The following is a 26,842-nucleotide window of genomic DNA, read 5'->3' as shown; positions in this document are numbered from 1 at the left end:
TCAGTCTCATCGTCTGTCTGGGAATTGATTGGTAATTGATTGATTCATTTTTGCATAAGTAAAAGATATTTTTCGTATTTATCTTTGCTGGTGAATTAAATACGATCCTGCCTGACCGGTCATCACTGCCTGCGTGGCGCCATGCGCTGCAGGCCTTTTCCTCCTGAGTGATGAAGCCATGCCTAGAGAATCTGTTTCAAGCAGCGCAGCACCAACCGTGCTGCGCCATCCCCGTGCCGCGCTTGCGCTGTTGTCGCTCGCGCAGCTCCTGATCGCGCTGGATGCGACCATCGTCTTCGTGGCGCTCGATGCCATGGGCAAGCAGCTGCAACTCGATGCCCGCCACCTGCAGTGGGTGATCAGCAGCTACAGCGTGGCCTTTGGCGGCTGCCTGCTGCTGGGCGGGCGTTGCGCCGACCTGCTGGGCCAGCGGCGCATGTATGTGGCTGCCATGGCGCTGTTCGGGCTCGCCTCATGGGCGGGCGGTTTTGCCGCCGAGGCCTGGCAACTGGTGGCTGCGCGCGCCGGGCAGGGCGTGGGCGCGGCCTTGCTGTTCCCGGCCACCTTGTCGATGATCAATACCTTGTACGCCGCAGGCGCTGCGCGCAACCGCGCGCTGGCCGTCTGGAGCATGGCCAGTGCTGCAGGCCTTGCCGCAGGGGCCTTGCTTGGCGGCGTGCTGACCGAAACCCTGGGCTGGCACTGGGTGCTGTGGGTACTGGTGCCGATTGCCTGGCCTTGCGCCGTGGCGGCGCTGCGCTATCTGCCTGCCATGCCCAGTGTGCCGCGTGCGCGGCGCCGGTTTGATGTGGCTGGCTGCGTCAGTGTCACCGTGGGCAGCAGTCTGCTGGTGGCGGCGCTGGTGCAAGGCCCGCAGTGGGGGTGGACGGACTGGCGCACCGCCACGGTGCTGCTGCTCGCCATCCTGGCCTTGGCGGCCTTTGTCGCCATCGAAAAGCGTGTCGCGGCACCCCTGATGCCGCTGGCCATGCTGCGTGTGCGCGGCCTACAGACGGCCATGCTGCTGGCCATGCTTTTCATGGGCAGCTATGGCGTGCAGTACTACTTTCTGGGCCTGTACTTTCAGCAGGTGCTGGGCTGGAGCCCCATGCAGGCGGGTCTGGCCTTCGTGCTGCCCACCATCGTCTGCACGGTGGGCATTCGCCTGGCCGAGCGTGGGCTTGTGCGGCACGGCGCGCGATCCGTGCTGCTGGCCGGTTGGGTGGCAGGTTTGCTGGGCATGGTGTGGACGGCAGCTGTGCTGCCACAGGCGGCCAACTACTGGTGGCTGGTGCCCGGCTTTGTGGTGATGAGCATCGGCCAGGGTGCCAGCTGGACGGGGATGTGGGTGCTGGTGGGCGAGGGCATTGCGCCCGGGCAGCAGGGTGTGGCATCGGGCGTGGCCGCGACGGCCCAGCAGGTAGGCGCTGCCCTGGGGCTGGCGGTGCTGGTGATGGTGGCGGCAGCGCCGTTGGCCGGCCTGCATGATGCCGGCGAGCAAGCCTGGCGCCAGGCCAATGCGCAGGGCCTGCAGTACGCGGAATGGGGCGCTGCACTGCCGGCCTTGTTGGCACTGCTGGTCTGCGCGGCCATGGCCAGGCCTGAGCGCGCCGCAGCAAGGGTGGCTGCGTCGGCCTGAACGCTGAAATTCAGTGGCCTGGCTGCTGCAGCGGTTGCACCACATACACGCAGCGCTGGCCTGCTTCCAGCAGGTATTCGCTGCGCTCCAGGGTGGCTACATCTGCCAGCACCTCCTGAAACAGGGCTTGCTCCGAGCGGCAGAACCCACGGCAGGCGCTTGCCGCCGCGCAGATGGGGCAGTGGTCTTCGACCAGGAGCCAGCCCTGGCCATGTGGTTCCACATGCGCCATATAGCCTTCTTCCGTTCGGATGGCGGCCAGTTGGGCCAGGCGCTGTGCTAGTTGCGGGGCCGTGCAGTGCGCCTGGTAGCGTGTCCGCGATTGTGCTTCGCGCTCGCTGATCAGGCTGTCCATGCCTTGCTGGCCGAACAACTTCTGGATGGAGCCGATCAACTGCACGGTGAGCTGCGCATGGGCATCCGGAAAATGGCGCTGGCCTGCGGCCGTCAGGGTCCACAGTTGGCGGGGCCTGCCGGCACCGGCGGGCTTTTGCATGTGGGCCTGCACCAGCGCCTGCTCAGCGAGCCGGTTGATCTGCTGGCGCGCCGCCTCGGAGGTCATCTGCAAGGTGCGGGCCAGCTCTGCGGTGCTGGCTGGCGCCTGCTTTTTGAGCGCCTCCAGCATGCGCATGGTGGAGGAGTGTTCGGTGGTGGCGGAATGGGATTGCATTTATTTATGCAAGTGATAACTTGTTTTATTGATGAGGGTGGGTAATTTTCAAAGAGAATACTTGCATTATCTATCGGCAAGGATATCCATGGAAACCACCACTTCTTCGGCATCAGCACCCGGCAGCACTGCGGATGCGCAACTGGCCCCCGCCAGCTGGGGCCAGTTGCTCGGCCGCCAGCACGGCCTCACGGCCCTGGCCTTGACCGGCGCCGTCGCCATGCATGCCATCAATGTGCACATTGTCACCACCATCCTGCCGTCGGTTGTGCAGGAGATCGGTGGCATGGCATGGTACGCATGGAGCACGACCTTGTTCGTGGTGGCTTCCATTGTGGGGGCCGCACTGTCTGTGCGGTTGCTGTCGCGGCACGGTGCGCGTGCGGCAATGCTGGCTGCCCTGCTGGTGTTTGCACTGGGCACCTTGCTGTGCGCCATGGCCAGTTCCATGCCGTTGCTGCTGGCAGGCAGAACCGTGCAGGGCCTGGGTGGCGGCACCGTGGGCGCGCTCAGCTACACGCTGATCCGCCTCGTGTTTCCGCCTGCGCTGTGGCCGCGTGCCATTGCGCTGATTTCGGCCATGTGGGGCATCGCCACCCTGAGCGGGCCAGCGGTGGGCGGCCTGTTTGCCCAGGCGGGCCATTGGCGTCTCGCTTTCGGGGCCTTGCTGCCCTTGCTTGTGCTGCAAATGCTTCTGGTGCAGCGCCAGCTGGCGCCTTCGCGCCTGCTCAGCCGCGCTGGCTCGAACGATGCAGGTATTGCCGTGCAGCAGATTGCCTTGCTGGCGCTGTCGGTGCTGCTGGTGGCTGCGGCCAGTGTGGTGAATGCGCCGCTGTGGCAGTGGCTGTTGGCTGCCGCAGGCCTGCTGGCCGGTGCCTATGCCATTGCCCGTGAGCGCCATGCTGCGCAGCGCCTGCTGCCCCAGGGCGGCAGCACGCTTGCCCACCCGCTGGGTATGCTGTATGCCGCCGTGGCGCTGCTGTTGATCGGCACCATGACGGAGGTGTTCGTGCCCTATCTGCTGCAGCACCTGCATGGATTGCGGCCATTGACGGCTGGGTATGTCACCGCCTTGCTGGCGGGCGGCTGGTCGGCCGCATCGGTGCTGTTTTCCGGCAAGAGCGGGGCGGCGGGACGGGCGCTGATGTTCCGGGGGCCGGTGCTGTGCGCGCTGGCCCTGGTGATCCTGGCGCTGGCCATGCCCTGGCAGGGGAGTGTGGCGCTGGTGGCCAGCGGCATGGCATTGGCACTGCTGGGCTTGGGGGTGGGCATGGCCTGGCCGCATGTGCTCAATGCCATCATGCTGAACGCAGGCAAGGAGGAGGCGGATGCGGCCGCATCGGCCATCACCACGGTGCAGCTGTATGGCATGGCGGTGGGGGCAGCCCTGGTGGGCCTGGCGGCCAATGCGCTGGGGCTCGCGCAGACAGGCGATCGGGCCGTGCTGGGTTTCTCTGCGGCCTGGCTGTTTGGGGTGTTTGCCATCTTTCCGGCCATGGCCGCCTGGTCGGTGCGGCGCTACCTGCGAGCTTGATACGAGTCAACCGGTAGCGATGAAAGCAGAAAGGCAGCGGGTCCACCGTGGTGGAGGCCCGCTGCCTTGTTGGGTGCCGGGTTGGATGCGCGAAACCTGTCAGCTCAGTAGCAGGGCATCGTCGGCCAGTTTTTCGCCACGTACTTTCTCGAACATCTGCAGCAGGTCAGGCACATCCATGCGGGCGCGTTCTTCGCCGCTCACATCCAGAACGACCTGGCCCTGGTGCAGCATCACGGTGCGGGTGCCGACGTCGAGCGCCTGGCGCATGCTGTGGGTCACCATCATCGTGGTGAGCTGGCCTTCTTCCACGATGCGTGCGGTGAGGTTGAGCACAAAGTCGGCCGTGCGCGGGTCAAGCGCTGCGGTGTGCTCGTCGAGCAGCAGGATGCGCGAAGGCTGGAGCGCTGCCATCAGCAGGCTCACGGCCTGCCGCTGGCCGCCCGAGAGCAGGCCGATGCGGTCGGTCAGGCGGTTTTCCAGGCCCAGGCCCAGGGTGGCAAGGCGCTCGCGGTACAGCTCGCGGTTGGCGTTCTTGACGGCTTTGGACAGGCCGCGGAAGTTGCCGCGCTCGTGCGCCAGGGCCATGTTCTCTTCGATGGAGAGGTCTTCGCAGGTGCCAGCCATCGGGTCCTGAAAGACGCGGGCGACCTTGTGGGCACGGTCCCAGACGGGCTTGCGCGTCATGTCTTCGCCGTCGATGACGATGCTGCCGGTGTCGACCATCAGGTCGCCCGAGATGGCGTTGAGGAAGGTTGATTTGCCGGCACCATTGGAGCCGATGACGGTGACAAACTGGCCGGCAGGGATCTCCAGCGTCATGCCGCGCAGGGCGCGGGTTTCGATGGGCGTGCCGGGGTTGAAGGTGATCTTGAGGTCTTTTGCGCTCAGCATGGCTATTCTCCGATTCTGGGCTTAGGGCTTTTTGCTGAGCTTGCGCTTGAGCTGGGGTATCACCAGTGCCACGGTCACGAGCAGCGCGGTCACCAGATTCAAATCCTGGGCCTTCAGGCCGATGAAGTCGCTGTTCAATGCCAGGGCAATGAAGAAACGGTACACGATGGCACCGATCACCACGGCCAGGGTTGCCAGAATCAGCTTGCGCGACGGCAGGATGGATTCGCCAACGATCACCGCCGCCAGGCCAATCACGATGGTGCCGATGCCCATGGAGCTGTCTGCGCCGCCCTGGGTCTGGGCAAACAGCGCGCCAGCCAGGCCCACCAGTGCGTTCGATACCGCCATGCCCAGCAAAATCATGCCGCCGGTGTTGACGCCCTGGGCGCGTGCCATGCGGGCATTGGTGCCGGTGGCACGGATGGCCAGGCCGCGCTCGGTGAGGAAGAACCAGTCCATGGCGAGCTTGGCCAGGATCACGATCACGATCAGCAGCAGGGGGCGGAACACGTAGTCTTCCATGCCGGAGGGCTGCAGCTGGTTGAAGAGGGTGGGGTCGTTGATCAGTGGCACGTTGGGGCCGCCCATGATGCGCAGATTGACCGAGTACAGCGCAATCATCATCAGGATGGAGGCCAGCAGGTCCATGATCTTGAGCTTGACGTTGAGCCAGCCGGTGATCAGGCCTGCCACGGCGCCTGCCAGTGCTGCGCCAATGGTGGCGATGATGGGGCTGTAGCCGCTGGTGATCATCACGGCGCAGACGGCGCCGCCCAGCGGAAAGCTGCCGTCCACCGTCAGGTCAGGAAAGCGAAGCAGGCGAAAGGAGATGAACACACCGAGCGCGACCAGCGCGAAGATCAGGCCGATCTCGATGGCTCCCAAAAATGAAAATAAGGTCATGGATTTTTCTTATCTAAGAGGTGGCTAGATAAAACAAGCCCCGCTTCTGGCGGGGCTGCATCTTGTCATCGCCTGCGCTGCACGGTCAGCACGGCAGCAGGCAATGTGGCATTACTGAACCACCTTGGCGGCCGACTTGACCAGCTCGTCGCTCAGTTTGATGCCTTGCTTCTCGGCAGCGCCGGGGTTCACGAACAGCTCCATCTTGGTCGAGACTTCGGTCTTGATGTCGCCGGGCTTTTCGCCCTTGAGGATGCGCGCCACCATGCGGCCGGTCTGCTCGCCCAGGTCACGGTAGTTGATGCCCATGGCGGCCACGGCGCCACGTGCCACCGAGTCGGTGTCCGATGCCACCAGCGGCAGCTTGGAATCCTGGCCAACCTTGACCAGGGCTTCGTACGAGGACACGACGTTGTTGTCGGTGTTGGTGTAGATCACATCGACCTTGCCAACCAGCGAGCGGGCGGCGCTGGAGACGTCCACCGAGCGCGGTGCAGCGGCTTCCACCAGGGTCATGCCCATCTTGGGCAGCAGCTCCTTCAGCTCTTTCACGACCACAGCCGAGTTGGCTTCGCCCGGGTTGTAGACCATGCCCACGCGCTTGGCGTTGGGCACGACCTTCTTGACCAGTTCCATCTGCTTGTCCAGCGCCAGCAGGTCGGACACACCGGTCACATTGTTCTTGGATGGCTCCCAGCTGGGCACCAGCTTGGCAGCAACGGGGTCGGTCACGGCGGAGAACACCACGGGCACGGTCTTGGTGGCGGCGACGACGGCCTGTGCCGAAGGCGTGGCGATGGCCACGATGGCATCGGGCTTGTCACCCACGAACTTGCGGGCGATCTGCGCGGCGGTGCCAGGATTGCCCTGGGCGCTCTGGTACTGCCACTTCAGGTTCTTGCCCTCTTCAAAGCCTTCGGTCTTCAGAGCGGCCTTGACACCGTCGCGCACCGCATCCAGTGCAGGGTGCTCAACGATGGCGGTTACGGCAACCGATTTCTGATCGGCGGCCTCCGCCGGCGCGATTGCAGCAATTGCCAGTGCCACTGCGCCCAGAGGCGCCCATGCCAGTTTCTTCATTCGTGTATCTCCGCCAGGGTGTGTTGATATTCGTAGCTGCAGCGCCGCGCGTTGCAAGCAAGTGGCAGCAGTCTACACCCCTGTTAACGGGTGATGATGGTTTTTGAACTCAGGGAGAGCCCTAGTTGCGACGATGCGGAAAAAATGAATGCTTGCAGGCGCAGTTGGACTTGATGTGGAAATAAAAGTGCTTGAAATCGATTTTTGACGCTACAAAAATGCAATGTTCCTGGTTTTTTGCATGGGTGGCGCAGTAAACATGCATGGCCAAAGGTGCTGGCAGACGGCTACTTCTCGCCCTCGAGGCTGGACCAGACGAGGTTGCCCATGTCGGGGTAGTTGCGTTTGGCTAACTGCGTGAGGGCCCGGCGCAGCGGCTCCGGGATGGTGGGCGAGCGGGAGAGCACGAAATAGGAGCCTGTTCCAGGCCCCTTGACGAGCGCCCATTGGTAGTTGGCGTCGATGGCAAAGGTGCGGTAGTCGACGCTCAGCAGGTTGCCAAAACGGTTGATGCGGAAGGTGACGGGCGGGTCGATCCTGTGGTCACTGGGGAAGGTGCTGCCATTCTTGTCCAGCGGCTCCATGTAATCCTCGACCCGTTTCCACTGGTTGGACAGCGGCAGGTAGTAGGTGTAGATGACACGCACGGCTCCGTCGTAGCGCAGCAGCATTTCGTAGCGTTCCCGGGTACGAAGCTCATTGCTGGGTATCTCGGTCTTGCCCACCTTGTACCAGAGGCCCATGTAGCGCTCGGCGCTGTAGCGGGTGGCCAGCTCCAGGATCACTGCACTGGGCGGCGCAGTGGTCGCTGCGGGGGCCGCGGCCGTTGCGGCCCGTGTCGCCTGCGCCGATGCAATTTCGGGCGCAGCCAGCATGAGCGCACCGCATACAAAACTGTACAGGGAGCGCTTGGCGTGGGTAGCACTGAAACCGAGAAGCATTGGCATGTGCCTTATTCTGGTGCGCGAGCGGACACTGTCTTGTCGGTAAATGTCGGTATTGCCGCAGAACCCCGTGGCAGGCTAGGTAAAGACTGCCGTGGGGCAGCAGGGCGGGCTGCGGAAGGGCGCAATGCCGCCAATGCAGCCGGGTTGGGGCGAAAAAAATGGCCGTTGCCGGCCATGGGGAAAGGGTGAGACGGGCCTACATGCCCGAGTAGTTCGGGCCGCCGCCACCTTCCGGTGTTACCCACACGATGTTCTGAGTCGGGTCCTTGATGTCGCAGGTCTTGCAGTGCACGCAGTTCTGCGCATTGATCTGCAGGCGCTGGGCCGAGCCGCCTTTTTCCTCGTCGGCCACAAACTCGTACACGCCGGCTGGGCAGTAGCGTTGCTCGGGGCCGGCAAACTTGGCCAGGTTCACGTTTACGGGGATGGAGGCGTCCTTGAGCGTCAGGTGCGCGGGCTGGTTTTCCGCATGGTTGGTGTTGCTGATGAACACGCTGGAGAGGCGGTCAAAGGTCAGCTTGCCATCGGGCTTGGGGTATTCGATGGGCTGGCATTCCGACGCGGGCTTGAGGTAGGCGTGGTCGGGCTTGTCGCGGTGCAGGGTCCAGGGAATATTGCCGCGCAGCACGAACTGTTCGAGCCCGTTCATGACCGATGCCGTCACCAGCCCCTTCTTGAACCAGCTCTTGAAGTTGCGGCTCTTGTTCAGCTCTTCATACAGCCAGCTCTTCTCGAACGCTGCAGGGTAGGCGCTCAGCTCATCGCCCTGACGGCCTGCCACGATGGCATCGTACGCAGCCTCGGCGGCCAGCATGCCGGTCTTGATGGCGGCGTGGCTGCCCTTGATGCGGCTCACGTTCAGAAAGCCTGCATCGCAACCCACCAGCGCGCCGCCCGGGAACACGGTCTTGGGCAGGCTCATCAGGCCACCTGCGGTGATGGCGCGGGCGCCGTAGCCAATGCGCTTGGCAGGCTTGATACCCTTGGCCTCGTCCCCTTCCAGGTAGTAGCGGATATTGGGATGGGTCTTCCAGCGCTGCATCTCTTCAAAGGGGGAGAGATAGGGGTTGGAGTAATCGAGGCCGGTGATGAAGCCGAGCGTGACCTTGTTGTCGTCCAGGTGGTAGAGGAAGGCGCCACCATAGGTGTCGTTGTTCATCGGCCAGCCGGCGGTGTGCATGACAAAGCCCGGCTGGTGGCGTTGGGGATCGATTTCCCACAGCTCCTTGACGCCGATGCCGTAGGTCTGCGGATCCTTGCCCGCATCCAGCTGGTATTTGGCAATCAGCTGCTTGCCCAGATTGCCACGCGCGCCTTCGGCAAAGATGGTGTATTTGCCGTGCAGTTCCATGCCGAGCTGGAAGTCATCGGTCGGGTTGCCGTCCTTGCCCACGCCCATGTTGCCGGTGGCCACGCCCTTGACGGAGCCGTCTTCGTTGTAGATCACCTCGGCGGCAGCAAAGCCTGGGAATATTTCCACGCCCAGGGCTTCGGCCTGGTCGGCCAGCCACTTGACGACATAGCCCAGTTGCACGATGTAGTTGCCTTCGTTGTGAAAGCAGGGAGGCAGCAGCCAGTTGGGGGTGCGCAGGCCCGATTTCTCGGTGAGGAAGATCATGGCGTCTTCCGTCACGGGTTGCGTGAGCGGGGCGCCTTTTTCCTTCCAGTCGGGGATCAGCTCGGTGAGGGCTCGCGGGTCCATGATGGCACCCGAGAGTGTATGCGCGCCGGGCTCCGAACCTTTTTCCAGCACCACGACGGAAACATCGGTACCTTTCTCTGCAGCCAGCTGCTTCAAGCGGATGGCCGTGGCCAGACCGCCGGGGCCACCGCCCACGATGACGACGTCGTACTCCATCGACTCGCGGGGGCCAAATTGGGCCAGTATTTCTTCGTTGGTCATCGGGGCTCCGTATCGGTAATTCTTGAAAAAGGCTCAGGCAAATCACACTGCCATGTCTTGCGCGCATGGTGTCCTGCAATGCCAAGGATTTTATGTGTATGTTGCAGTGCGGTAACTGCTTGGGTCCTAGGGTTAGCCCTAGATTATTGCGGTAAATGCGCGTCAGCACTCTGTTTTTCTGAGACGGCGGGTTCGCGTGCCTGAAAGTCGGCGACAGCCTGCGTTGCTGCGGTGCAGCACCCGGTCTGTATAGACCGTAAGATGGCGGGCATGAAAATCCTGCTGCCTGATCACAAACGCTGGGTGCACGACTCTCCCATGGATGTCCGCTGGGGAGACATGGACTGTCTCGGCCACGTCAACAACACCGTGTACTTTCGCTACATGGAGAGCGCCCGGGTCGAGTGGCTGCGCTCCACGCGCGAGACGCCGCACGATGGCAACCAGGGGCCGGTAGTCGTCAACTGTTTCTGCAACTACCTGCGCCAGATCGAGTATCCGGCGCAGCTGGTGGTGAAGATGTCTGTGAGCGACCCGGCCCGCACGGCATTCGAGACCTGGTACGAGATCGAGAAGGCAGGCGAGCCCGGTGTGGTGTATGCCAACGGTGGCGCCACGGTGATCTGGGTGGATTTTGACCGCCAGAAGGCCGTCGATCTGCCCGCGTGGATGCGGGCGATGGTGGATGGCTGAAGGCGGTATTGCTATTGAATATATAGCTTATGGTGCTTGACGCTTATGCGCTGGAGGCTGTTTTTTTATCGAAAACTCTGGCCGATCATTGGTCGATGATCCGGCGCGCAAAGTGCTCCAGGTAGTCCATCAGCTGGTTGGAGCCCGCGACGGCTGCCGCTTCGTTGCCAGATGAAATGCCCTGCGCAAACGCCAGGTGGGCGCGGGCGCCTTCCATCAGATCGCCTGCGTGCTGGTACGCGTACCAGAAGCGGCGGCATTGCACGATGAGCGGAACCACACAGTTGACGGCAGGCAGATTGCGGCTGGCCAGGTGGCTGATGGTGTCGAGTTCATGGTCGGCGCGCATGTAGTCGTCGATGCGGCCACGCTCTGCCGCATCGTGCATGCGGGCTGCGCAGCGCACGATTTCTTCTCGCTGGTGGGTGGTGGCCCGGCGTGCGGCACAGGCGGCAATCAGCTGGTCCAGCACGCGGCGGGTGGCCACGATGTCCAGGTGGCCCGCCAGGTCGATGCCCGACACCAGAAGGCCGCGCCGGGGCTGCGGCTCGATCAGCCCGATGGACACCATCCGCAGCAAGGCCTCGCGCACCGGTGTGCGCCCCAGGCCCGTGCGCTCGGCGATTTCGGCTTCGACCACCGGGCTGCCCGGCTGCAGCTCCAGCGTGCAGATCAAGGCCTCAATGGCGTCATAGGCCACATCGGCAGCCCGGCGCTTGGGGGGAGGAAGAGGCTTGGTTTGGGCGGTGCGTGGGCTCATGGAATACGGAAAGAATGCCTGCCAGACGGTGAGGCCATCAGCGTCAAACAACGAATCGGATGCCGCGCAGCAAAGTCTACAGCCTAATTCCCCAGGCAAACGGATCACCATCCTCTATCAACAAGTGTGCGTCTGCGCTGAGGTGGGCGCGCCCCCGGATGGTGGGCAGCACCTGGCCTTCGGCGCCTGGCTGGTAGCTGGCCTCGAACACGCTGCCGATCACGCTCGCCTGGCGCCACACGGCACCCGGTGCGAGCTTGCCGTCTGCCGCCAGGCAGGCCAGCTTGGCGCTGGTGCCGGTGCCGCAGGGCGAGCGGTCATAGGCCTTGCCGGGGCAGAGCACAAAGCTGCGGCTGTCGGCGCTGTCGTCTGGTGCAAACAGCTCGATGTGGTCGATCTCGCCGCCATCATCGCCGCGTATGCCTTGCGCCTCCAGCGCCTGGCGCACGGCCCAGGTGTAGTCGGTCAGGGCGTCCAGGTTGTCGCTTTGCACGCGCAGGCCGTGGTCGTTGATGAGAAAGAACCAGTTGCCACCCCAGGCAATGTCGCCGGTGACGGCTCCGATGCCGGGCACCTGCACCGTCAGGTGGTGGCGGTAGCGCCGGGACGGTACGTTGTGCACGCTCACGCTGCCGTCTTCGTGCAGGTGTGCGGAAATATTGCCGACGGGGGTCTCGATAGTGTGCTCGCCGGGGCCAATGCGGCCCAGGTAGGCGAGCGACGCTACGAGGCCGATGGTGCCGTGGCCGCACATGCCCAGGTAGCCGCTGTTGTTGAAGAAGATCACGCCCGCTGCATGCGCCGGGTTGACCGGCGCGCACAGCAGGGCCCCCACCACCACGTCGCTGCCGCGCGGCTCCAGCACGGTGGCGGCACGCCAATCGTCGTGGCGCTCGGACAGCAGGGCGCGGCGCTCGGCCATGCTGCCCGTTCCCAGGTCAGGAAAGCCATCGATCACCAGGCGGGTAGGCTCGCCACCGGTATGGCTGTCGATGATATGGATTTTGTGCATGGCAGAAAGCTCCGAGGGTGGCTGAAAAAGAGGGGCGAAAAAATGCTCAGGCGAAACGCGCCGCGCTGAAGGATGCCAGGGCGAGCGGCGGCGTGCGCTGGCAGGCCAGATCGGCCACCAGGCGGGCCGTACCCGCCGATTGCGTGAGACCCAGGTGTCCATGGCCAAAGGCGTAGACGACGTTGGGGGTGGCGCGCGCGGTGCCGATGACGGGCAGGCTGTCGGGCATCGATGGGCGAAAGCCCATCCACTGTGTGCCGCCCTGGGTATCGAGCTGCGGCAGAAAGCGCTGGGCCTTGGCCAGCATGGCGCGGGAGCGCTCGAAGTTGGGCGGCAGTGCCAGACCACCCAGTTCCACGGCGCCGCCTACGCGAATGCCATCGGCCAGCGGCGTCACGACAAAGGCGTGGTCGTTGAAGTAGAGCTGCCGCTGCAGTGCAAAGCCTTGCAGCGGCAAGGTGGTGATGTAGCCGCGCTCGGTATCCAGCGGTACCATATCGCCCAGGCTGGCTGCGAGCGGTTTGCTCCAGGCGCCGCAGGCCACCACCACCGTGCGCGCCTGCAGTACACGGCCATCGGCCAGATGCACCTGGGCGCCTGCGGGCGTGGTGGACAGCGCCCGCGCCGCGCCCGTGGTCAGCACTGCCCCGGCTTGCAGAGCCAGTTGCGCAATCGCTTCCGTCAGTTGCCTGGGGTTGCCGACCTGTGTGCCCTCGGGGGTGAACATGCCGTGCTGAAACTGCGGTGCCAGGCCGGGTTGCAGGCGGTCGATGTCGGCACGGCCCACGCGGTGAAAACGGGCCCCCGCCTGTGCGCGGTTGTCCCAGTCCTTCTGCGCGGCCTGCAGGCTCGCTTCGGTGTCGTACACATCAAGCGTTCCCACCTGCCGGAAATGCGACTGCAGCGCGCGCTCGCACATCACCTGCTGCATCTCCGTCTGAGCCAGATGCATCAGCTGTGTTTGCGCAGCGAGCGACTGTGCATAGGCCTGCGGCCTGCTGGCCCGCCAGAAGCGCCACAGCCAGGGCGTGATCTGCGCCAGATAGGCGGGGCGGATGCTGAGCGGCCCGAGCGGATCGAGCAGCCAGCCCGGAACCTTGCGAAAGACGCCGGGCGCGGCCATGGGGCTGACTTCGGGAAAGGCAAGAATGCCGGCGTTGCCCTGGCTGGCGCCATGCGCGATCTGCTGCTGCTCCAGCAGCGTGACCGAGCGGCCCTCGCGCTGCAGGTACCAAGCCGACATGGCGCCGATGATGCCGGCCCCGATCACGATGACATCGCAGGAGGTGCTTGCTTGCATGGAGGGCATTGTCAATCAGAAAGGGCGGGTGCGGCGGCCATGGCGGGCTGCTTCACAGCGAGGCTCCCACCTTGCGCAGCTCGGCAATGGCGGGTGCCTTGGGCAGCCAGATCTTGTCGTAATCGCGGGCGAGGGCGGCGACGTCCAGCGAAGGCTCGCTGCGCATCGGGAAATTGGTGGCCTTGAACTTGTCGATCAGCCCCAGCTCGGTGGTGACGATGTCCTTGATCTGCGCATCGAGGGACTGGCGCACCAGCTCGCGGATCAGCTCCTTGTCCTTGTTGTCGAGCTTGGCCCAGATGCGGCCGGACACCAGTGGCGCAAACGGCATGAACAGCGCGTTCATCTGCAGCATGCCTTTGGCGACCTTGTCGTAGCGCTGGTTCCACGACAGTTCAATGTCGGCTTCCAGCCCGTCGACCTGGCCGTTGGCCATGGCATCAAACACCTGGGGCGTTGGAATGGGGGTGGGCGCTGCGCCCAGTTGTTGGTAGAAATCGCGGTAGGCGGGCGTCGGGTTGATGCGCAGCTTCATGCCTTTGATATCTTTGACGCCCGTGATGTCCTTGGTGGCAAACACCACCCGCATGCCGGTAATGCCCCAGCCCAGGCCAATGGTGCCGGTCTCCTTGGGCAGCACCTCCAGCAGCTTGAGGGCGGCGTCGTGGCGCACGAGCTTGGCGACATCGGTGGTGGAGCGCACCAGGTAGGGCGCATTGATGGCGGCGATGGTGGAGACGCGCGAGCCCAGCTCGGCGGCCTGTATCCAGCCCATGTCCAGCGCGCCGGTCTGCATCTGCTGCATCATGGCCGCTTCGTTGCCCAACTGGCCGGAATGGAAGACGACAGCCGAGAGGCGGCCGTTGGTCTCCTTCTTCAATAGCTCCCCAAAAGCGAGTGCAGCACGGTTCCAGGAGTGGCCGCCCGGCGTGATCAGGCCCAGCCGGAACTCCTTGGCCTGGGCGCGGGCCTGGCCGATGAAGGCGGGGGCTGCCAGTGCAGCGCTGCATTGCAGAAAACGGCGGCGTGAATGGGTCATGGAAAACACCTTTCGAGGAGTTGCGGTTACTTGATCAAGGCCAGGGAGAGCTGCGGAAACAGCGACAGCAGCACCAGTGCGATGCAGCAGATCAGAAAGAACGGCAAAGTGACCAGAAACATCTTGCCCGGCTTGGCGCCGGTGACGGCGGCGGCCACGAAGAAGGACAGGCCCACGGGCGGCGACATCAGGCCGAGCACCAGGTTCACCACCACCACCACGCCGAAGTGACGCGGATCAATGTGGTAGATCTCGGTGGCAATGGGCAGCAGGATGGGCACGGTCATGATGAGTCCGGGAATACCGTCGATCACCGTGCCGATGACCAGCAGAATCACATTGGTGAGCAGCAAAAAGCTCACCGGATCCTTGGCGACGGTCTGAATCCACGCAGCCGCTGCCTGCGGCACTTTGCCGTAGATGAGCAGCCACGAAAACACGGCTGCCGCCGCCACCAGAAACAGCACAATGGCCGAATACACGGCAGAGCGCAGCAGAATCTGCGGCAGCATGGCAAAGCGGAATTCCCGCGTCACGAACTTGCCCACCAGGGCCGACACCAGTGCGCCAACGGCCGCTGATTCGGTCGGGTTGGCAACGCCGGCCAGAATGGAGCCGACGATGACGATGGGGATGAGCAGGGTGGGAGAGGCCTGCACGATGGTGCGGGCACGCTCGCGCAGGGTTTTACGCTCGCTGCGCGGGTAGTTGTAGATGAAGCCCATGCAGGCGATCACCAGGAAGAACAGCAGCGTCAGCAAAATGCCGGGCAGGATGCCTGCCATCAGCATGTCGCCCACGGCCACCTGGGCGAGCACGCTGTACACCACAAACATCACCGAAGGCGGAATGATCGGGCCCAGCATGCCGCCATAGACGGTGACGCCTGCGGCAAAGGTCTTGTCGTAGCCCTGGCGCTCCATCTCGGGAACCATGATCTTGCTCATGATGGCGACCTGCGCGGTCGCCGAGCCGATGATGGATGCCAGCATCATGTTGGCCAGAATGTTGACGTAGGCCAGCCCCCCGCGCACCGACCCGACAAAGCCCATCGCCAGGCTGACCAGGCGCCGGGTGATGCCCCCGCTGCTCATGATCTCGCCGATCAGGATGAACAGGGGAATGGCGATGAGGCCGTAGCTGTCCACGCCGCCGAACATCTGTGTGGGAAAGGACTGGAAGAGGACGGTGGCGTCGGTGTCGACGATATAGACAATGCCCGCCAGGCACAGGCACACGCCAATGGGCACACCCAAAAGCATGATGGCAAGAAAGAAGATGCTGGTGATCATGGTGTGCGGCCGGGCGATTAGTTGACGGTCTCTTCTGCATTGCCCAGGTCGAACCCCTGGATGGTGGCGCGCGGCACCACGCCCATGTCTTCGGCCAGGTTGGCTGCGGCATGCACCGTAAAGCTCACGGCAAACAGCGGCACCACGATCTGCACCAGCCAGGTGGGCCAGTTCAGGGTCTGCGTGCGCTCGGTGTAGAGAAAGTTGAAGCTTTCGGCGGCATAGGCCTTGGCATCAAAGCCGAAACTGGCGATGCCCACCGGGTCCAGCCAGACCCAGCACATGGCGATCATGGCCAGGCCAAAGAGCAGTACGCACAGCGTGGCCGCCATCTTGAGCCAGCGCGCAGCGCGCTCGCCCACGGCATCGGTCAGCAAGGTGACGGCAAAGTCCAGCCGCAGTCGGGTCATGGCCGATGCACCAATGAAACACAGCCATACCACCAGATACACCGCCGCCTCGTCCACCCAGTAGATCGGCATGCCGCTGTAGCGGGTGGCGACGTTCAGCAGAATCAGCGCCGCAATCAGCCCCATGAGCCCGGACAGCGCCCAGCGCTCCAGGCCCAGAATGGCGGCAGAGGCCCGCTGCAGGCCACGGGCCCACAGCGGGCCCGCCAGTGCTTCGTTGCCTGTATGTTCTTGTGAAGGCATGGCGGGCTGCCGTTTTAGTCGACCGAGCGGTACTGGGCCGGACGGGTGGCCAGGGCCTTGTTCACGATGCGGGTGATGAACTCGCGCTCTTCGCCCACCACGGGCATGCGCGGCAGGCGCATGTGCTCGCTGCCCGTGCCCGCCAGCACGTCGATCAGCTTGAGGTTTTGCACCAGCTTGTTCGAGACATCCAGGTGCAGCATCGGCGTCATCCACTGATAGAGCTTGAGGGCTTCGTCAAACTTCTTGGCCTTCATTAGGTCGTAGAGCGCCACCGTCTCGCGCGGAAAGGTGCAGCCCACGCCGGCGAGCAGGCCGTCAGCGCCCAGCGCCAGGGCTTCGTAGGCGAGGTCATCCACACCGCAGAACAGCTGGTAGCGGTCGCCCACGGTGTTGCGCAGGTCGGTGATGCGGCGGATATCGCCGGTGCTTTCCTTGATGGCGGCAATGTGCGGGTTGTCTGCCAGCTCGACAAAGTGCTCGGGTTTCAGGTCCACGCGGTAGGCGACCGGGTTGTTGTAGACCATGATGGGTTTTTGGGCCGCATTGGCCATGGCGCGCACATTGGCCATCGCCTCACGGGAGTCGGCCACATAGATCACCGATGGCATGACCATGAAGCCTGCCACGCCCAGCTTGTTGGCGCCGTCGATGTAGCGCAGCGCTTCGCGGGTGCTGGTTTCCGACACATTGGCCAGCACCGGCACGCGGCCGCCCGATGCGTCGAGGGCAATCTTCGCCACTTCCAGCTTCTCTTCCAGCGACAGGGTGCTGGCCTCGCCCAGCGATCCGCAGGTCACGACGCCATGGATGCCATTGCGGATCTGGAAATCGATATGGCGAGCCGTGCCTTCGGCATCGATGCTTTCGTCAGCGTGGAACTTGGTGGTGACGGCAGGGAAAATGCCTTGCCAGCGTGGATTGCTCATGCGTGTGCTCCTGATGTAGATGCGGATCGCCCGGTTGAAGTTGTTAAATATATTAATGAGATATTTAAAATATCCTTTAGGTATTTTCGAGCACAGGAAAAGCACGCTAGGCGGCTGGCGCAATTGGGTGTAATGGGGTGGGGCGCACGGCGAGAGTGCCTGTACAAACCGGGCTTGCCAACCCATGCAGCGGGAATGCCGTACGCGGAAACGCTACGGGGAGGGTTACGCCCGCACCCGTATTCGCCCCTGCGGGGCCTTTGGAGGGAAGGTGGTGAAGCAGCCGGTCACGGGCTGCCTGGCACCGTGGCCGTCAACGCCCCGAACCTGGTACTTTTGCAGGAACCTTTGCAGGAGGGGCCTGCCAGCGCGCTACAAACCAGAAATAAAAGCCTGCACCTGAAAAAATGGCCGCCAATACGCCCAGCAGCATTTGCATGTCGGGATGGTCTGCGTAGGGGCCCCAGACCAGGCGGGCCAGCAGAACGAGCACCACGATGGCGGAGATCACCGCACAGCGCCGGTTGCGGGCCAGCACCTTGCGCTCTGCCTGGGCGATGAACTGCACGGCGTGCTCGCCGCTGAAGCCCGCGGCCTCCAGCTTGGCCAGCAGGTCTTCACGCGACTTGCCTTTGCGGATATCGCGGGCAAGCAGAAAACGCAGGATGGAGTTGGATGCAGAACCGGCCATGGCAGTGAGAAAAACGCTGAAAAAGGGATGCCCGGCTTGTTATGGATGTGTGCTTGGGCGTTGCAGGGATTGCCATTGTGCCTGCAGCGCAAGTTGCGGGTGCTCACCAGGGCTGCTCCATGTTCGCATTCTGGTATTTCTCGACTCAAGGGTTTGTGCTTGTTTTGGTATAAATGACTAAAATAAAAGCCAAATTGACTATATAAAACAAATAATATGACGTTTTAACATGTTCATATTGACATGAGTTGCTTGTAACATTTCTCCATCCAGATTGCGGATTCAAGGAGAAAAATCATGGGCGACAAAGCCAAGAAAAAACTGGGAAAAGCCAACTCATCCACTGCCATTTCGCCGGGTGCGGCAGGGAGTGCTGAAGTGAAGAAAGTCACCATTCTGGGCGCGGGAAAAATCGGTTTTGCCATGGCGGTGCTGCTGCAGGCCGCTGGCGGCTACCAGCTGCGCATGGCGGATCAGTCCAAGGCCCAGCTCAAGGCTGTCGCGGCGCTGGGCGTGGAGACGGTGCACATCGGCAAGGGAGACGACCTGGCCGTGGCGATGCAGGGGCAGTTTGCCGTGCTCAATGCCTTGCCCTTCCACATGGCAATCGAGGTGGCCACGCTGGCAGCCAAGCTGGGCGTGCACTATTTCGATCTGACCGAAGACGTGCAGTCCACCCACGCAATCCGCAAGCTGGCGGCCAAGGCTGGCAGCGTGCTGATGCCGCAATGCGGCCTGGCGCCGGGCTTCATCGGCATCGTGGGCAACGACGTGGCCCAGCACTTTGACGAACTGCATGACCTGAAGATGCGCGTGGGCGCATTGCCACGCTACCCGCAGGGCACCTTGCGCTACAACCTGACCTGGAGCACCGAGGGCCTGATCAACGAATACATCAACCCCTGTGAGGCCCTGGTGGACGGCGAGCCGCTGACCGTGCATGCGCTCGAAGGCCTGGAGACCTTTGCGCTCGACGGCATCGAGTACGAGGCCTTCAACACCAGCGGCGGCCTGGGCACCCTGACCGAAACCTGGGCCGGCAAGGCCCGCAATGTGGATTACAAGTCGATCCGCTACCCGGGCCACTGCGCCATTCTGAAACTGTTGCTCAACGAGCTGAAGCTGCGCGACCAGCGCGAGCTGCTCAACAAGATCTTTGACAGCGCCATCCCTGCCACGCGCCAGGATGTGATCGTGATTTTTGCCAGCGCCACGGGCAGCAAGGGTGGGCGCCTGATGCAGGAATCCTATTCCGCCCGCATCGTGGGCACCACGGTGGCCGGCCACGCGCTCACCGCCATCCAGCTGACCACGGCCGCAGGCATCTGCTGTGCGCTTGATCTGGTGGCGGGCAAGGTGCTGCCGCAAAAGGGCTTCATCGGCCAGGAATCCATCCGGTTTTCGGATTTCATCGCCAACCGCTTTGGCCAGTACTACCGTGCGCAGGATCTGAACGCGGCACTGGCGGCATAACACCATTCTCTCCCAGGGAGCTGCCCGCGCTTGCATGGCAAGTGCGGGCAGTTTTTCTTTTGGGCCGCAAGCGCTATTCGGGCATGGTGGCTGCGGTGAGGAGGGCCAGGGCCAGTGCCATAGGCGCATCCGTCTCAGTCGTGACATATATCAAGAAATGTTGCGCCTAAGACAAACGCGCATTGCCTAGTTGGAATGTCCACGGTAGATTCCGTGCGCTTTATGACCAATTGTCAGTCGTGTAAGACTATGATTCAAGCTTGGCTGGCAGAACGCAGTTTTCGCATTGGCAGGGTGCGCGGCGCTTTGGCGACCTGCGGAACTTCATCGAGGGAAAGGTTTTATGGTGGATCACAACAAACAGGCTCATGCATCGGTGGCGACACAGGCACTGGCACCGCTTGCCCGTCCAACACGGCGTCAACTGCTGGCCACGCTGGGCGCCGCCGCTGGTGCAGGCGTTGCCAGCTGGCTGCCCGCCGGTGCGCAGGCCGCAACCACCACCTTGCAATGTGCGGGTGCCTATACCGACACCTTGTTCCATACCCAGAACCTGCAGCAGTTTGCCAAGCAGGCCGGTGAGGCCAGCAAGGGGGCGTTGCAGATCAATGTGGTCACCAATGCCAAGCTGATGCCGATGACCGAGGTGATGCCCGCGCTCAGCAAGGGCGATCTGGCCATTGGCGAGATCTTCATGTCCAACTTTGCGCAGCAGTACCCGCTGCTGGGCATTGATTCCTTGCCTTTTATCGTACGCAGCTTTGACGATGCCAAGCGCCTGTGGGAGGCCACGCGTCAGCCAATCGAGGCCTTGCTGCAAAAACAGGGTATCCGCGTGCTCTACACCGCGCCGTGGCCCGGCCAGGGGCTGTTTGCCCGTGCGCCGGTCAACAAGCTTGAAGACGTGAAGGGCCAGAAGTTCCGCGTCAACAACGATGCTACCAAGTTCATCGCCCAGGTCGCGGGTGCCACGCCGGTCGATACGGCAGCCAACAACCTGGCCAAGGCAATCCAGGGCGGACAGGTCGATGTGATGGTGACATCGAGCACGACCGGCGTGGACAGCCAGTCGTGGAACGCCATGGGTATTTTTGTGGACATGCGCGCCTGGATTCCCAAGAACCTGATCCTGATGAGCGAAAAGCACTGGGCCAAGCTGCCCGAGGACGCGAAAAAGGCCCTGGAGACTGCCTCCAAGCAGGCCGAGGCGCGTGGCTGGCAACTGGCGCGCGATGCGGACGATGCCGCCCAGCGCGTGCTGGTGGAGCACGGCACCAAGATCAGCCAGCCCAGCTACGAGCTGCGTCGCACGCTCGACCTGATGGGCGAGAAGTTTGCCCGCGAATGGTCGAGCAAGGCAGGGGTGGAGGGCGCGAGCGCGCTGATCACCTATTACTTCCCCACCAGCAAGAGCTGATCCTCGCCAGGCGGGCCGCGCTTTGCCGCGCCTGCGGGTGAAGATACGGCGATTTTCATATAAAAAGAGCTTCTTGCGCTTATCAGGTAAGCGCAGGATGCTCTTTATTTTATAGCAATCGTCCTCTGTTGCCTTCTGTTGTCCTCTGTTCCTGATGTTCTTGTCTGGTGACCGATAGAAGGCGGGTAACGCAGCCGACTTACTTGGCGTACATCGCCGCGATCTCGGTCGCGTACTTCTGCATCAGCTGCGGGCGGCGCAGCTTCAGCGTCGGGGTCATCAGGCCGTTGTCCACGGTCCAGGGCTCGACCACCAGGTACACGGCACGAGGTACTGCATATTTGGCAAAGCCGTGGCACAGGTTTTCGATGCGCTGGAGCACTGCCTTGCACACGGCAGGGGCCTGCAGGCTCACGCTGTTGTCCGGGTCGAGGCCATGGCTTGCGGCCAGCAGCTTCCATTCTTCTCGGTTGACCACGGCCACGCAGGCAATGAAGGGCTGGTGCTCGCCCACCACCATGGTCTGCTCAAACAGCGGATCGGCGCACAGTGCCTGCTCGATGTCGCTGGGCGGCACCTTCTCGCCGGTGGCGGTCACGATGATTTCCTTGATGCGGCCGACAATGCGCACTTCTCCATCGATGATCTCGGCCTGGTCGCCGGTTTTCAGCCAGCCATCATCGGTAAACGCCTTTTGCGTGTCTTCGGGGCGGTTCCAGTAGCCCACCATCACATTGGGGCCGCGCGCCTGCAGCTCCTTGTTCTCGCCGATGCGCACTTCCATGCCTGCGAGCGGCTTGCCCACGGTGGAGGGGTCGTTGTGCTCCAGCGAGTTGGCGGTCAGCACCGGAGAGGTTTCGGTCATCCCGAAGCCCTGCACCAATTGCAGCCCCAGGCCCAGGAAACTGTGCGACACGACGGGCGGAATGGCTGCGCCACCAGTGACGGCGATGCGCAGGCGCCCGCCAAACAGGTCCAGAATGGACTGCGCCACACGCTTTTGCAGAAAGTTCCAGGGCAAAAGGCGCGCCAGGCCACCCTGAGGTGCATCCTTGTTGGCAAGGCCATGGGCCTCGCAGTGGCGTGCCCAGCCTTTGGAGCAGGCCGCAGCAAACAGCGCGTGCTTGAAGGCAGAGCCGGCCAGCTTTTCCTGGACCTTGGCGTAGATGCGCTCATAGATGCGCGGCACCGACACGAGGATGGTGGGCCGCACGGCCAGCATGTCCTCGGCCAGTTGCGCCACCGAGCGCGCATACACCACGGTGCTGGCCACGGCCATGGGCAGGTAATAGCCACAGGTGCGCTCAAAGGTGTGGGAGACGGGCAGGAAGGACAGGAACACATCGTCCTGTGTGGGCACCACGCGGCCAAGAACGGCCTTCACGTCACTCATCACATTGCGGTGGCTCAGCATCACGCCCTTGGGTTTGCCAGTGGTGCCGCTGGTGTACACGATGGCAGCCAAATCTTCGGCCTGGGGCTGAGAGGCGGCTGCTACAGCGGAAACTGCCGGTGCCTGCAGCCATTCCTGCAGGCGAACAATGCGGACGGCGCCTGCCTCACTTGCGCCAGAAGCTCCTGTTTCGATAGCGGGCTGGTTGGGGTCGTCCACCACCACACAGCGCAGGGCTGGCAGCGGCGTGCCGGTGGCGGCGATCTTCTGCCAGGCTTCGAGCCGGTTGACGAGCAGCAGCGAAGCGCCTGCGTCGGCCAGGATGAAGGCGATATTGCCGGCGTTGTCGTTGGCATGCAGCGGCACGGTCACGCAGCCCTGGGCGAGGCCCGCCTGGTCAATGCAGATGGCGTGCACGCTGTGGGTGAGCAGGGTGGCGATGCGGGCGCCGCGTTCGAGCTGCAGGTTGCCGATGGCGCTTGACCATGTGGCAACGGCCTGTTGCATGTCGCTCCAGCTGAAGGACTGCCATTGGTTGCTGGGTGCATCGAACCATCGGTAGGCCTCGCGGGCCGGGGTGGTGTTGCAGCGGTACTGAAAAAGCGCGGGCAGGGTGTCAATGGTGCGCAGATCGGGCATCTGGCCTTGGCTCGTCGTCATGTTCTTCCATTCTCCTCATGGCAATCATCGCATCGATTGGCACTTGTTTTGGCCAGCGGGGGCAGTGAACGATCGTAAACACGCTCTTGCGGCCCACCGGTGTGCGATGGGCGCGATTGTGGATGCGCGTTGCGGCCGGTGCGCTTTTTCGTGGCAGGGTGTACGAAAGAGGCCAGCGAGGTATCTTCAATCGATACTTTTTTGGCAAAAAGCCTCAAAAGTCATAGAAAAACCCACGCCAGAAGCGCGATTGCAATCCCGATGGCCATTGCCAGCGGCAGGCCACTGATGGAGCTGCTATGGCCGCCTTGGCCGTTTTGGCTGCCTTGGTCGCTTCGGTCGCGGGATGCCAGCACCGGCAGGGCCTGCGCAGTGCCGACAACTGGCGCGGGGGAGGGTGTGGTGGCCGCAGTTGCCATCGCGCTGCGGTCCAGCCGCGCCAGATCTTCCTCGTCCATCGGGATGGCGCGCTCCCATTCCTCCACGGCGCGGCGGGCCGCTGCGAAATCGCCGTCCGCCACCAGCAGCCGTACCAGATTGCCGGCGGGCAATTCGCCGATCGCCCCTTGCAGATGTTCGCCCTGTACATGGCTGGCAATACCGTGCTGGCGCAGCACATCCTGCAGCACATGGGCCTGGATGGCACCAGAGGGTTCGTACACGCTGCGCATGGATGCCTCCTGAAAATGTTCTTATCAACAACTATAGCGCCAGGCGTGCTTCGGGCGGGTTGTTGCTTGATATACATCAAGAACTCTGAGCGAGGCCCTGGATTGTGGGCGCGTGCCGTGGTTTCCCTGAGTCGGGCCTTGCGATGCCGATGGTATGTTGGAGGCATTGTCTGGAACGCCCTGGAGATTTTGGATGCAGCAACAGCCCTCGTTTTTTCGTCCCTCCCGCCTTGCTGTGGCCGCGCTGGCTCTGGCAGCGGCCCCCTGGGCCCAGGCGGTCTGTCTGGACGACGCGCAGATTGCCCAGTGGGTTCAGGCTTATGAAGCCAGGACGCCTGCCGCCAACCCGCCCGAGATGAGCGCCGAAGATGGCAAATGCACGCGCAACAAGCTCATGGCTGCATTTGAAGCGGCGGGCCGCAAACCGGTGGGCTACAAGGCAGGCCTGACCAGCGCTGCCGTGCAAAAGCGTTTCAACACCGACCAGCCCGTGTGGGGCCGCCTCTACAAGGGCGCGCTGCTGGCCAACCGCACGGTGGTGCCTGCCAGCTTTGGCGCGCGGCCCCTGTTCGAGGCCGATATGCTGGTGCGTGTCTCCAGCACCGCCATCAACCGCGCCACGACGCCACTGCAGGTACTGAACAGCATTGACCGCGTGGTGCCCTATATCGAGCTGCCCGATCTGATGGTGGAAGACCCCAAGACCTTGAATGGCGCATCGGTGGAGGCGATCAACGTGGGCTCGCGCCTGGGCGTGATTGGCGATTCGATACGGATTCCAGCATTCCGTGACGAGCGCTATGCCTTTCTGGCGGCATTGCAGGGCATGGAAATCACCATCCGCGACCAGACCGGCGCCCGCTTGGGCGGTGGCCGTGGCGGTGATCTGATGGCGCAGCCGCTCAATGCCGTCATTTGGCTGACGCAGGCGCTGCAGAAGGAAGGCCATGTGCTGAAGGTGGGCGACTGGGTGAGCCTGGGGTCCTTTTCGGCCTTGCTGCCTCCGGCGGCGGGTCAGACCATCACTATCGACTACAAAGGCTTGCCGGGCGCACAACCCGTGGAAGTCACCTTTGAATAAGCCTGCCATGGGCTGATGGGTATGGGAGCATAGGTGACGGCGATTGGCCGGTCGGATGGCCGATAATCGCCGCAGTCCGCATGGCTGGGCGGTGGAGCGTTTGGCACCATGCGCACGGTCATTTTGCTCTTGTTTTAATAGCTTGTAGCGCATTACCATATTGCGCCAAGCCGCGTTTATGCCTGAATCCTCCGCCCGATCTGCCGCCCATGCCGCCGTAGAACTGCCCATGCCTGCCGGGGTGCTTGCCGAGTTGACGCCTACCATGCGCAGCGTGGTGGAGCGCATGGCCCGTGCCCAGCACACGCCGATGTGGGAGCTGCAGGTGGAGCAGGCGCGCCAGGGCTATGAGGTGGGCTCGGGCGTGCTGGAGATTCCCAAGCCCGCGCTGGACCGTGTCGAAGACCTCCACATTCCCGCGCGGGATGGCTATCCGATCCCTGCACGCCTCTATGCCGCGACCTGGGACCCGCTGCAGCCGGTGCTGCTGTTCACCCACGGCGGTGGTTTCACCATCGGCAGCGTGGCCACGCACGACACTCTGTGCCGCGAACTCGCGCGCCAGGCAGGCTGCATGGTGATCTCGGTGGATTACCGGCTCGCGCCGGAGCACAAGTTTCCCACGGCCAGCAACGATGCCTGGGATGCGCTGCAATGGCTGGCACAGGAGGGCATGCAACTGGGGGCCGATACCCGGCGCATGGCCGTGGGCGGCGACAGCGCGGGCGGCACCCTGGCGGCGGTCAACGCCATTCTGGCGCGCGATGCCGGCATTGCACTGGCGCTGCAGTTGCTCATCTACCCGGGTTGCACCGCGCACCAGGATACGCCTTCGCACGCCCGGTATGCGCAAGGCCCCATTCTGACCGAGCCCATGATCAGCTGGATGTTCGCCAACTACACCCGCACCCCAGCCGACCGCGATGACTGGCGCTTTGCCCCGCTGCTGGCACCTGACGTACGCGGTGTGGCGCCCGCCAGCCTGCATCTGGCGCAGTGTGATTCGCTGGTGGATGAAGGCGTGCTGTACGCTGACAAGCTGCGAGCGGCTGGCGTGGCGGTCGAGCTGGAGATGTATGCTGGCGTGGCGCACGAATTTGTGAAGATGGGCCGGGCGCTGAAGGAGGCCAGAGCCTGCCACGCGAACATGGCCCAGGCATTGAGGGCCGCGTTTGATTGATTGCAGCCCATCGATGGCAATCCTGCGAAAGGATTGCTGCATTCCTCCCCGTTTTTCAGATACACCATGTCAGCAGCACCCGTCATTTTGTTTCCCCAACCCGCCCAATCCCTCAGCGACTTCCGCTGCCGTAACCGCCAGCGTGTGCGCTGGTCCGAAGTGGATCTGCAGAAGGTGGTTTTCAACGCCCATTACCTGAACTATGTCGATATCGGCATGTCCGAATACTGGCGCCAGTTGGCGGTGCCATATGAAGAGGGCACGCAGCGCCTGGGCGGCGAGCTGTTTCTGAAGGCCACGCAGATCGAGTACCACGCCTCGGCCCGGCTGGACGATGTGATCGATATCGGCATCCGCGTCACCCGGCTTGGCAATACCTCGGTGCAGTTCGAGGCGGGCATTTTCTGTGCCGACCGGCTGCTGGTTTCGGCCACCATGGTCTATGTGTTTGCCGATGGCGCGCAGCGGCCTGTGCCGCTGCCCGATGCCTATCGCCAGATGGTGCAGCGCTACGAGGCGGGCGAGGAGGTGGTGGAGGTCAGGACCGGCAGCTGGAACGTTCTGGGTCAGGAGGCGATGCGCCTGCGCATGCAGGTGTTTGTGCGCGAGCAGGGCATCCCCGAGGAAATTGAGGCTGACGAATTTGATGTGACCTCACTGCATGCCGTCGCCATCAACGGTCTGGGCATGTGCGTGGCCACGGGCCGTATGCTGCCCAGCGCCAACCAGGAAAGCCGTGCGGATGTGATGCGCATCGGCCGCATGGCCGTGGCCCGCCCCTTGCGTGGCACCCAGCTGGGCCGCCAGGTGCTGGATGCGTTGGTGGACGCTGCGCGCCGCCAGGGCAAGCGCCAGGTGGAGCTGCATGCCCAGTGCACGGCAGAGAACTTTTACCGCCGCGCCGGGTTTACCGTGGTGGGGGATCGGTACGAGGAAGCGGGCATTCCCCATGTCTCGATGACCCGGGATTTGTAGAAAAAACCTTGCGGGCGTGCGCTGGGTGAGCGCCTGCACTTTGTTTTTGA

Annotated in this window: 24 protein-coding genes; 8 read left to right on the top strand and 16 right to left on the bottom strand. The window is 63.2% G+C overall.

Annotated features, from left to right (window positions below; all coding sequences use genetic code 11):
• Positions 1-178: 178 nt before the first annotated feature.
• Positions 179-1,639, top strand: a complete 1,461-nt coding sequence (locus LAD35_RS11610) for an MFS transporter (RefSeq protein WP_224149234.1) — start codon at positions 179-181, stop codon at positions 1,637-1,639.
• A 10-nt stretch (positions 1,640-1,649) separates the two neighbouring features.
• Here the strand turns inward: LAD35_RS11610 and LAD35_RS11605 are convergent, their stop codons facing one another.
• On the bottom strand, positions 1,650-2,309 hold the full coding sequence (locus LAD35_RS11605; RefSeq protein ID WP_224149233.1) for a helix-turn-helix transcriptional regulator: 660 nt from the start codon (positions 2,307-2,309) through the stop codon (positions 1,650-1,652).
• A gap of 88 nt (positions 2,310-2,397) precedes the next feature.
• Between LAD35_RS11605 and LAD35_RS11600 the strand changes: the two genes are divergently transcribed.
• Positions 2,398-3,843, top strand: coding sequence for an MFS transporter (locus LAD35_RS11600; RefSeq protein ID WP_224149232.1), 1,446 nt, complete (start codon positions 2,398-2,400; stop codon positions 3,841-3,843).
• 99 nt (positions 3,844-3,942) lie between these two features.
• On the opposite strand, the gene LAD35_RS11595 is transcribed toward LAD35_RS11600, so the two are convergent.
• From LAD35_RS11595 to LAD35_RS11575, 5 genes are all read right to left on the bottom strand, one after another.
• Entirely contained in the window at positions 3,943-4,737 is a 795-nt protein-coding gene (locus LAD35_RS11595; protein ID WP_224149231.1) for an ABC transporter ATP-binding protein, read from the bottom strand.
• Between the two features lie 21 nt (positions 4,738-4,758).
• A complete protein-coding gene (locus LAD35_RS11590; RefSeq protein WP_224149230.1) occupies positions 4,759-5,643 on the bottom strand; it encodes an ABC transporter permease in 885 nt (294 codons plus the stop codon).
• Between the two features lie 111 nt (positions 5,644-5,754).
• A complete protein-coding gene (locus LAD35_RS11585; protein ID WP_224149229.1) occupies positions 5,755-6,723 on the bottom strand; it encodes an ABC transporter substrate-binding protein in 969 nt (322 codons plus the stop codon).
• A 287-nt stretch (positions 6,724-7,010) separates the two neighbouring features.
• Complete coding sequence (locus LAD35_RS11580; RefSeq protein ID WP_224149228.1) at positions 7,011-7,670, bottom strand: lipocalin family protein; 660 nt, start codon at positions 7,668-7,670, stop codon at positions 7,011-7,013.
• A gap of 196 nt (positions 7,671-7,866) precedes the next feature.
• On the bottom strand, positions 7,867-9,573 hold the full coding sequence (locus LAD35_RS11575; RefSeq protein WP_224149227.1) for an electron transfer flavoprotein-ubiquinone oxidoreductase: 1,707 nt from the start codon (positions 9,571-9,573) through the stop codon (positions 7,867-7,869).
• Between the two features lie 270 nt (positions 9,574-9,843).
• Here LAD35_RS11575 and LAD35_RS11570 point away from each other — a divergent pair, with 270 nt between their 5' ends.
• A complete protein-coding gene (locus LAD35_RS11570) occupies positions 9,844-10,266 on the top strand; it encodes an acyl-CoA thioesterase (protein ID WP_224149226.1) in 423 nt (140 codons plus the stop codon).
• Positions 10,267-10,351: 85 nt separating this feature from the next.
• On the opposite strand, the gene LAD35_RS11565 is transcribed toward LAD35_RS11570, so the two are convergent.
• The 8 genes from LAD35_RS11565 to LAD35_RS11530 form a co-directional block, all read right to left on the bottom strand.
• Positions 10,352-11,026 carry a GntR family transcriptional regulator gene (locus LAD35_RS11565; protein ID WP_224149225.1) on the bottom strand — a complete coding sequence of 225 codons (675 nt, stop codon included), beginning with the start codon at positions 11,024-11,026 and terminating at the stop codon, positions 10,352-10,354.
• Positions 11,027-11,102: 76 nt separating this feature from the next.
• Positions 11,103-12,038, bottom strand: coding sequence for a 4-hydroxyproline epimerase (locus tag LAD35_RS11560; RefSeq protein WP_224149224.1), 936 nt, complete (start codon positions 12,036-12,038; stop codon positions 11,103-11,105).
• Between the two features lie 46 nt (positions 12,039-12,084).
• Positions 12,085-13,338, bottom strand: a complete 1,254-nt coding sequence (locus LAD35_RS11555) for an NAD(P)/FAD-dependent oxidoreductase (RefSeq protein WP_224149223.1) — start codon at positions 13,336-13,338, stop codon at positions 12,085-12,087.
• Between the two features lie 52 nt (positions 13,339-13,390).
• The gene (locus LAD35_RS11550; RefSeq protein WP_224149222.1) at positions 13,391-14,377 is read right to left on the bottom strand and encodes a TRAP transporter substrate-binding protein; all 987 of its coding nucleotides are present in this window, start codon (positions 14,375-14,377) and stop codon (positions 13,391-13,393) included.
• Positions 14,378-14,403: 26 nt separating this feature from the next.
• Complete coding sequence (locus LAD35_RS11545; RefSeq protein WP_184711566.1) at positions 14,404-15,669, bottom strand: TRAP transporter large permease; 1,266 nt, start codon at positions 15,667-15,669, stop codon at positions 14,404-14,406.
• 17 nt (positions 15,670-15,686) lie between these two features.
• Positions 15,687-16,322 (bottom strand): TRAP transporter small permease, encoded by a 636-nt coding sequence (locus LAD35_RS11540; RefSeq protein ID WP_224149221.1) that lies wholly within the window; start codon positions 16,320-16,322, stop codon positions 15,687-15,689.
• Between the two features lie 14 nt (positions 16,323-16,336).
• Complete coding sequence (locus LAD35_RS11535) at positions 16,337-17,251, bottom strand: dihydrodipicolinate synthase family protein (RefSeq protein WP_224149220.1); 915 nt, start codon at positions 17,249-17,251, stop codon at positions 16,337-16,339.
• 313 nt (positions 17,252-17,564) lie between these two features.
• Complete coding sequence (locus tag LAD35_RS11530; RefSeq protein ID WP_224149219.1) at positions 17,565-17,942, bottom strand: hypothetical protein; 378 nt, start codon at positions 17,940-17,942, stop codon at positions 17,565-17,567.
• A gap of 297 nt (positions 17,943-18,239) precedes the next feature.
• Between LAD35_RS11530 and LAD35_RS11525 the strand changes: the two genes are divergently transcribed.
• Both LAD35_RS11525 and LAD35_RS11520 read left to right on the top strand, forming a co-directional pair.
• Positions 18,240-19,415, top strand: a complete 1,176-nt coding sequence (locus tag LAD35_RS11525) for a saccharopine dehydrogenase family protein (protein ID WP_224149218.1) — start codon at positions 18,240-18,242, stop codon at positions 19,413-19,415.
• 343 nt (positions 19,416-19,758) lie between these two features.
• Complete coding sequence (locus LAD35_RS11520; protein ID WP_224149217.1) at positions 19,759-20,832, top strand: TRAP transporter substrate-binding protein; 1,074 nt, start codon at positions 19,759-19,761, stop codon at positions 20,830-20,832.
• A gap of 199 nt (positions 20,833-21,031) precedes the next feature.
• Here LAD35_RS11520 and LAD35_RS11515 read toward each other — a convergent pair whose 3' ends face one another.
• Together LAD35_RS11515 and LAD35_RS11510 are read right to left on the bottom strand one after the other, a co-directional pair.
• Positions 21,032-22,885, bottom strand: coding sequence for an AMP-dependent synthetase/ligase (locus LAD35_RS11515; RefSeq protein ID WP_224149216.1), 1,854 nt, complete (start codon positions 22,883-22,885; stop codon positions 21,032-21,034).
• Positions 22,886-23,106: 221 nt separating this feature from the next.
• Positions 23,107-23,556, bottom strand: coding sequence for a putative signal transducing protein (locus tag LAD35_RS11510; protein WP_224149215.1), 450 nt, complete (start codon positions 23,554-23,556; stop codon positions 23,107-23,109).
• Positions 23,557-23,749: 193 nt separating this feature from the next.
• On the opposite strand from LAD35_RS11510, the gene LAD35_RS11505 reads away from it, so the two are divergent.
• The 3 genes from LAD35_RS11505 to LAD35_RS11495 all read left to right on the top strand — a co-directional run bounded on the left by LAD35_RS11505 (position 23,750) and on the right by LAD35_RS11495 (position 26,792).
• Positions 23,750-24,637 (top strand): 2-keto-4-pentenoate hydratase, encoded by an 888-nt coding sequence (locus LAD35_RS11505; RefSeq protein ID WP_224149214.1) that lies wholly within the window; start codon positions 23,750-23,752, stop codon positions 24,635-24,637.
• A 229-nt stretch (positions 24,638-24,866) separates the two neighbouring features.
• Positions 24,867-25,817, top strand: coding sequence for an alpha/beta hydrolase (locus tag LAD35_RS11500; RefSeq protein ID WP_449720091.1), 951 nt, complete (start codon positions 24,867-24,869; stop codon positions 25,815-25,817).
• Positions 25,818-25,883: 66 nt separating this feature from the next.
• Positions 25,884-26,792, top strand: coding sequence for a YbgC/FadM family acyl-CoA thioesterase (locus tag LAD35_RS11495; RefSeq protein WP_224149212.1), 909 nt, complete (start codon positions 25,884-25,886; stop codon positions 26,790-26,792).
• The last annotated feature ends 50 nt before the right edge of the window (positions 26,793-26,842 follow it).

Source organism: Comamonas odontotermitis (assembly GCF_020080045.1).
Classification (GTDB): domain Bacteria; phylum Pseudomonadota; class Gammaproteobacteria; order Burkholderiales; family Burkholderiaceae_C; genus Comamonas; species Comamonas odontotermitis.
This window is presented reverse-complemented; position numbering and strand designations above follow the sequence as displayed.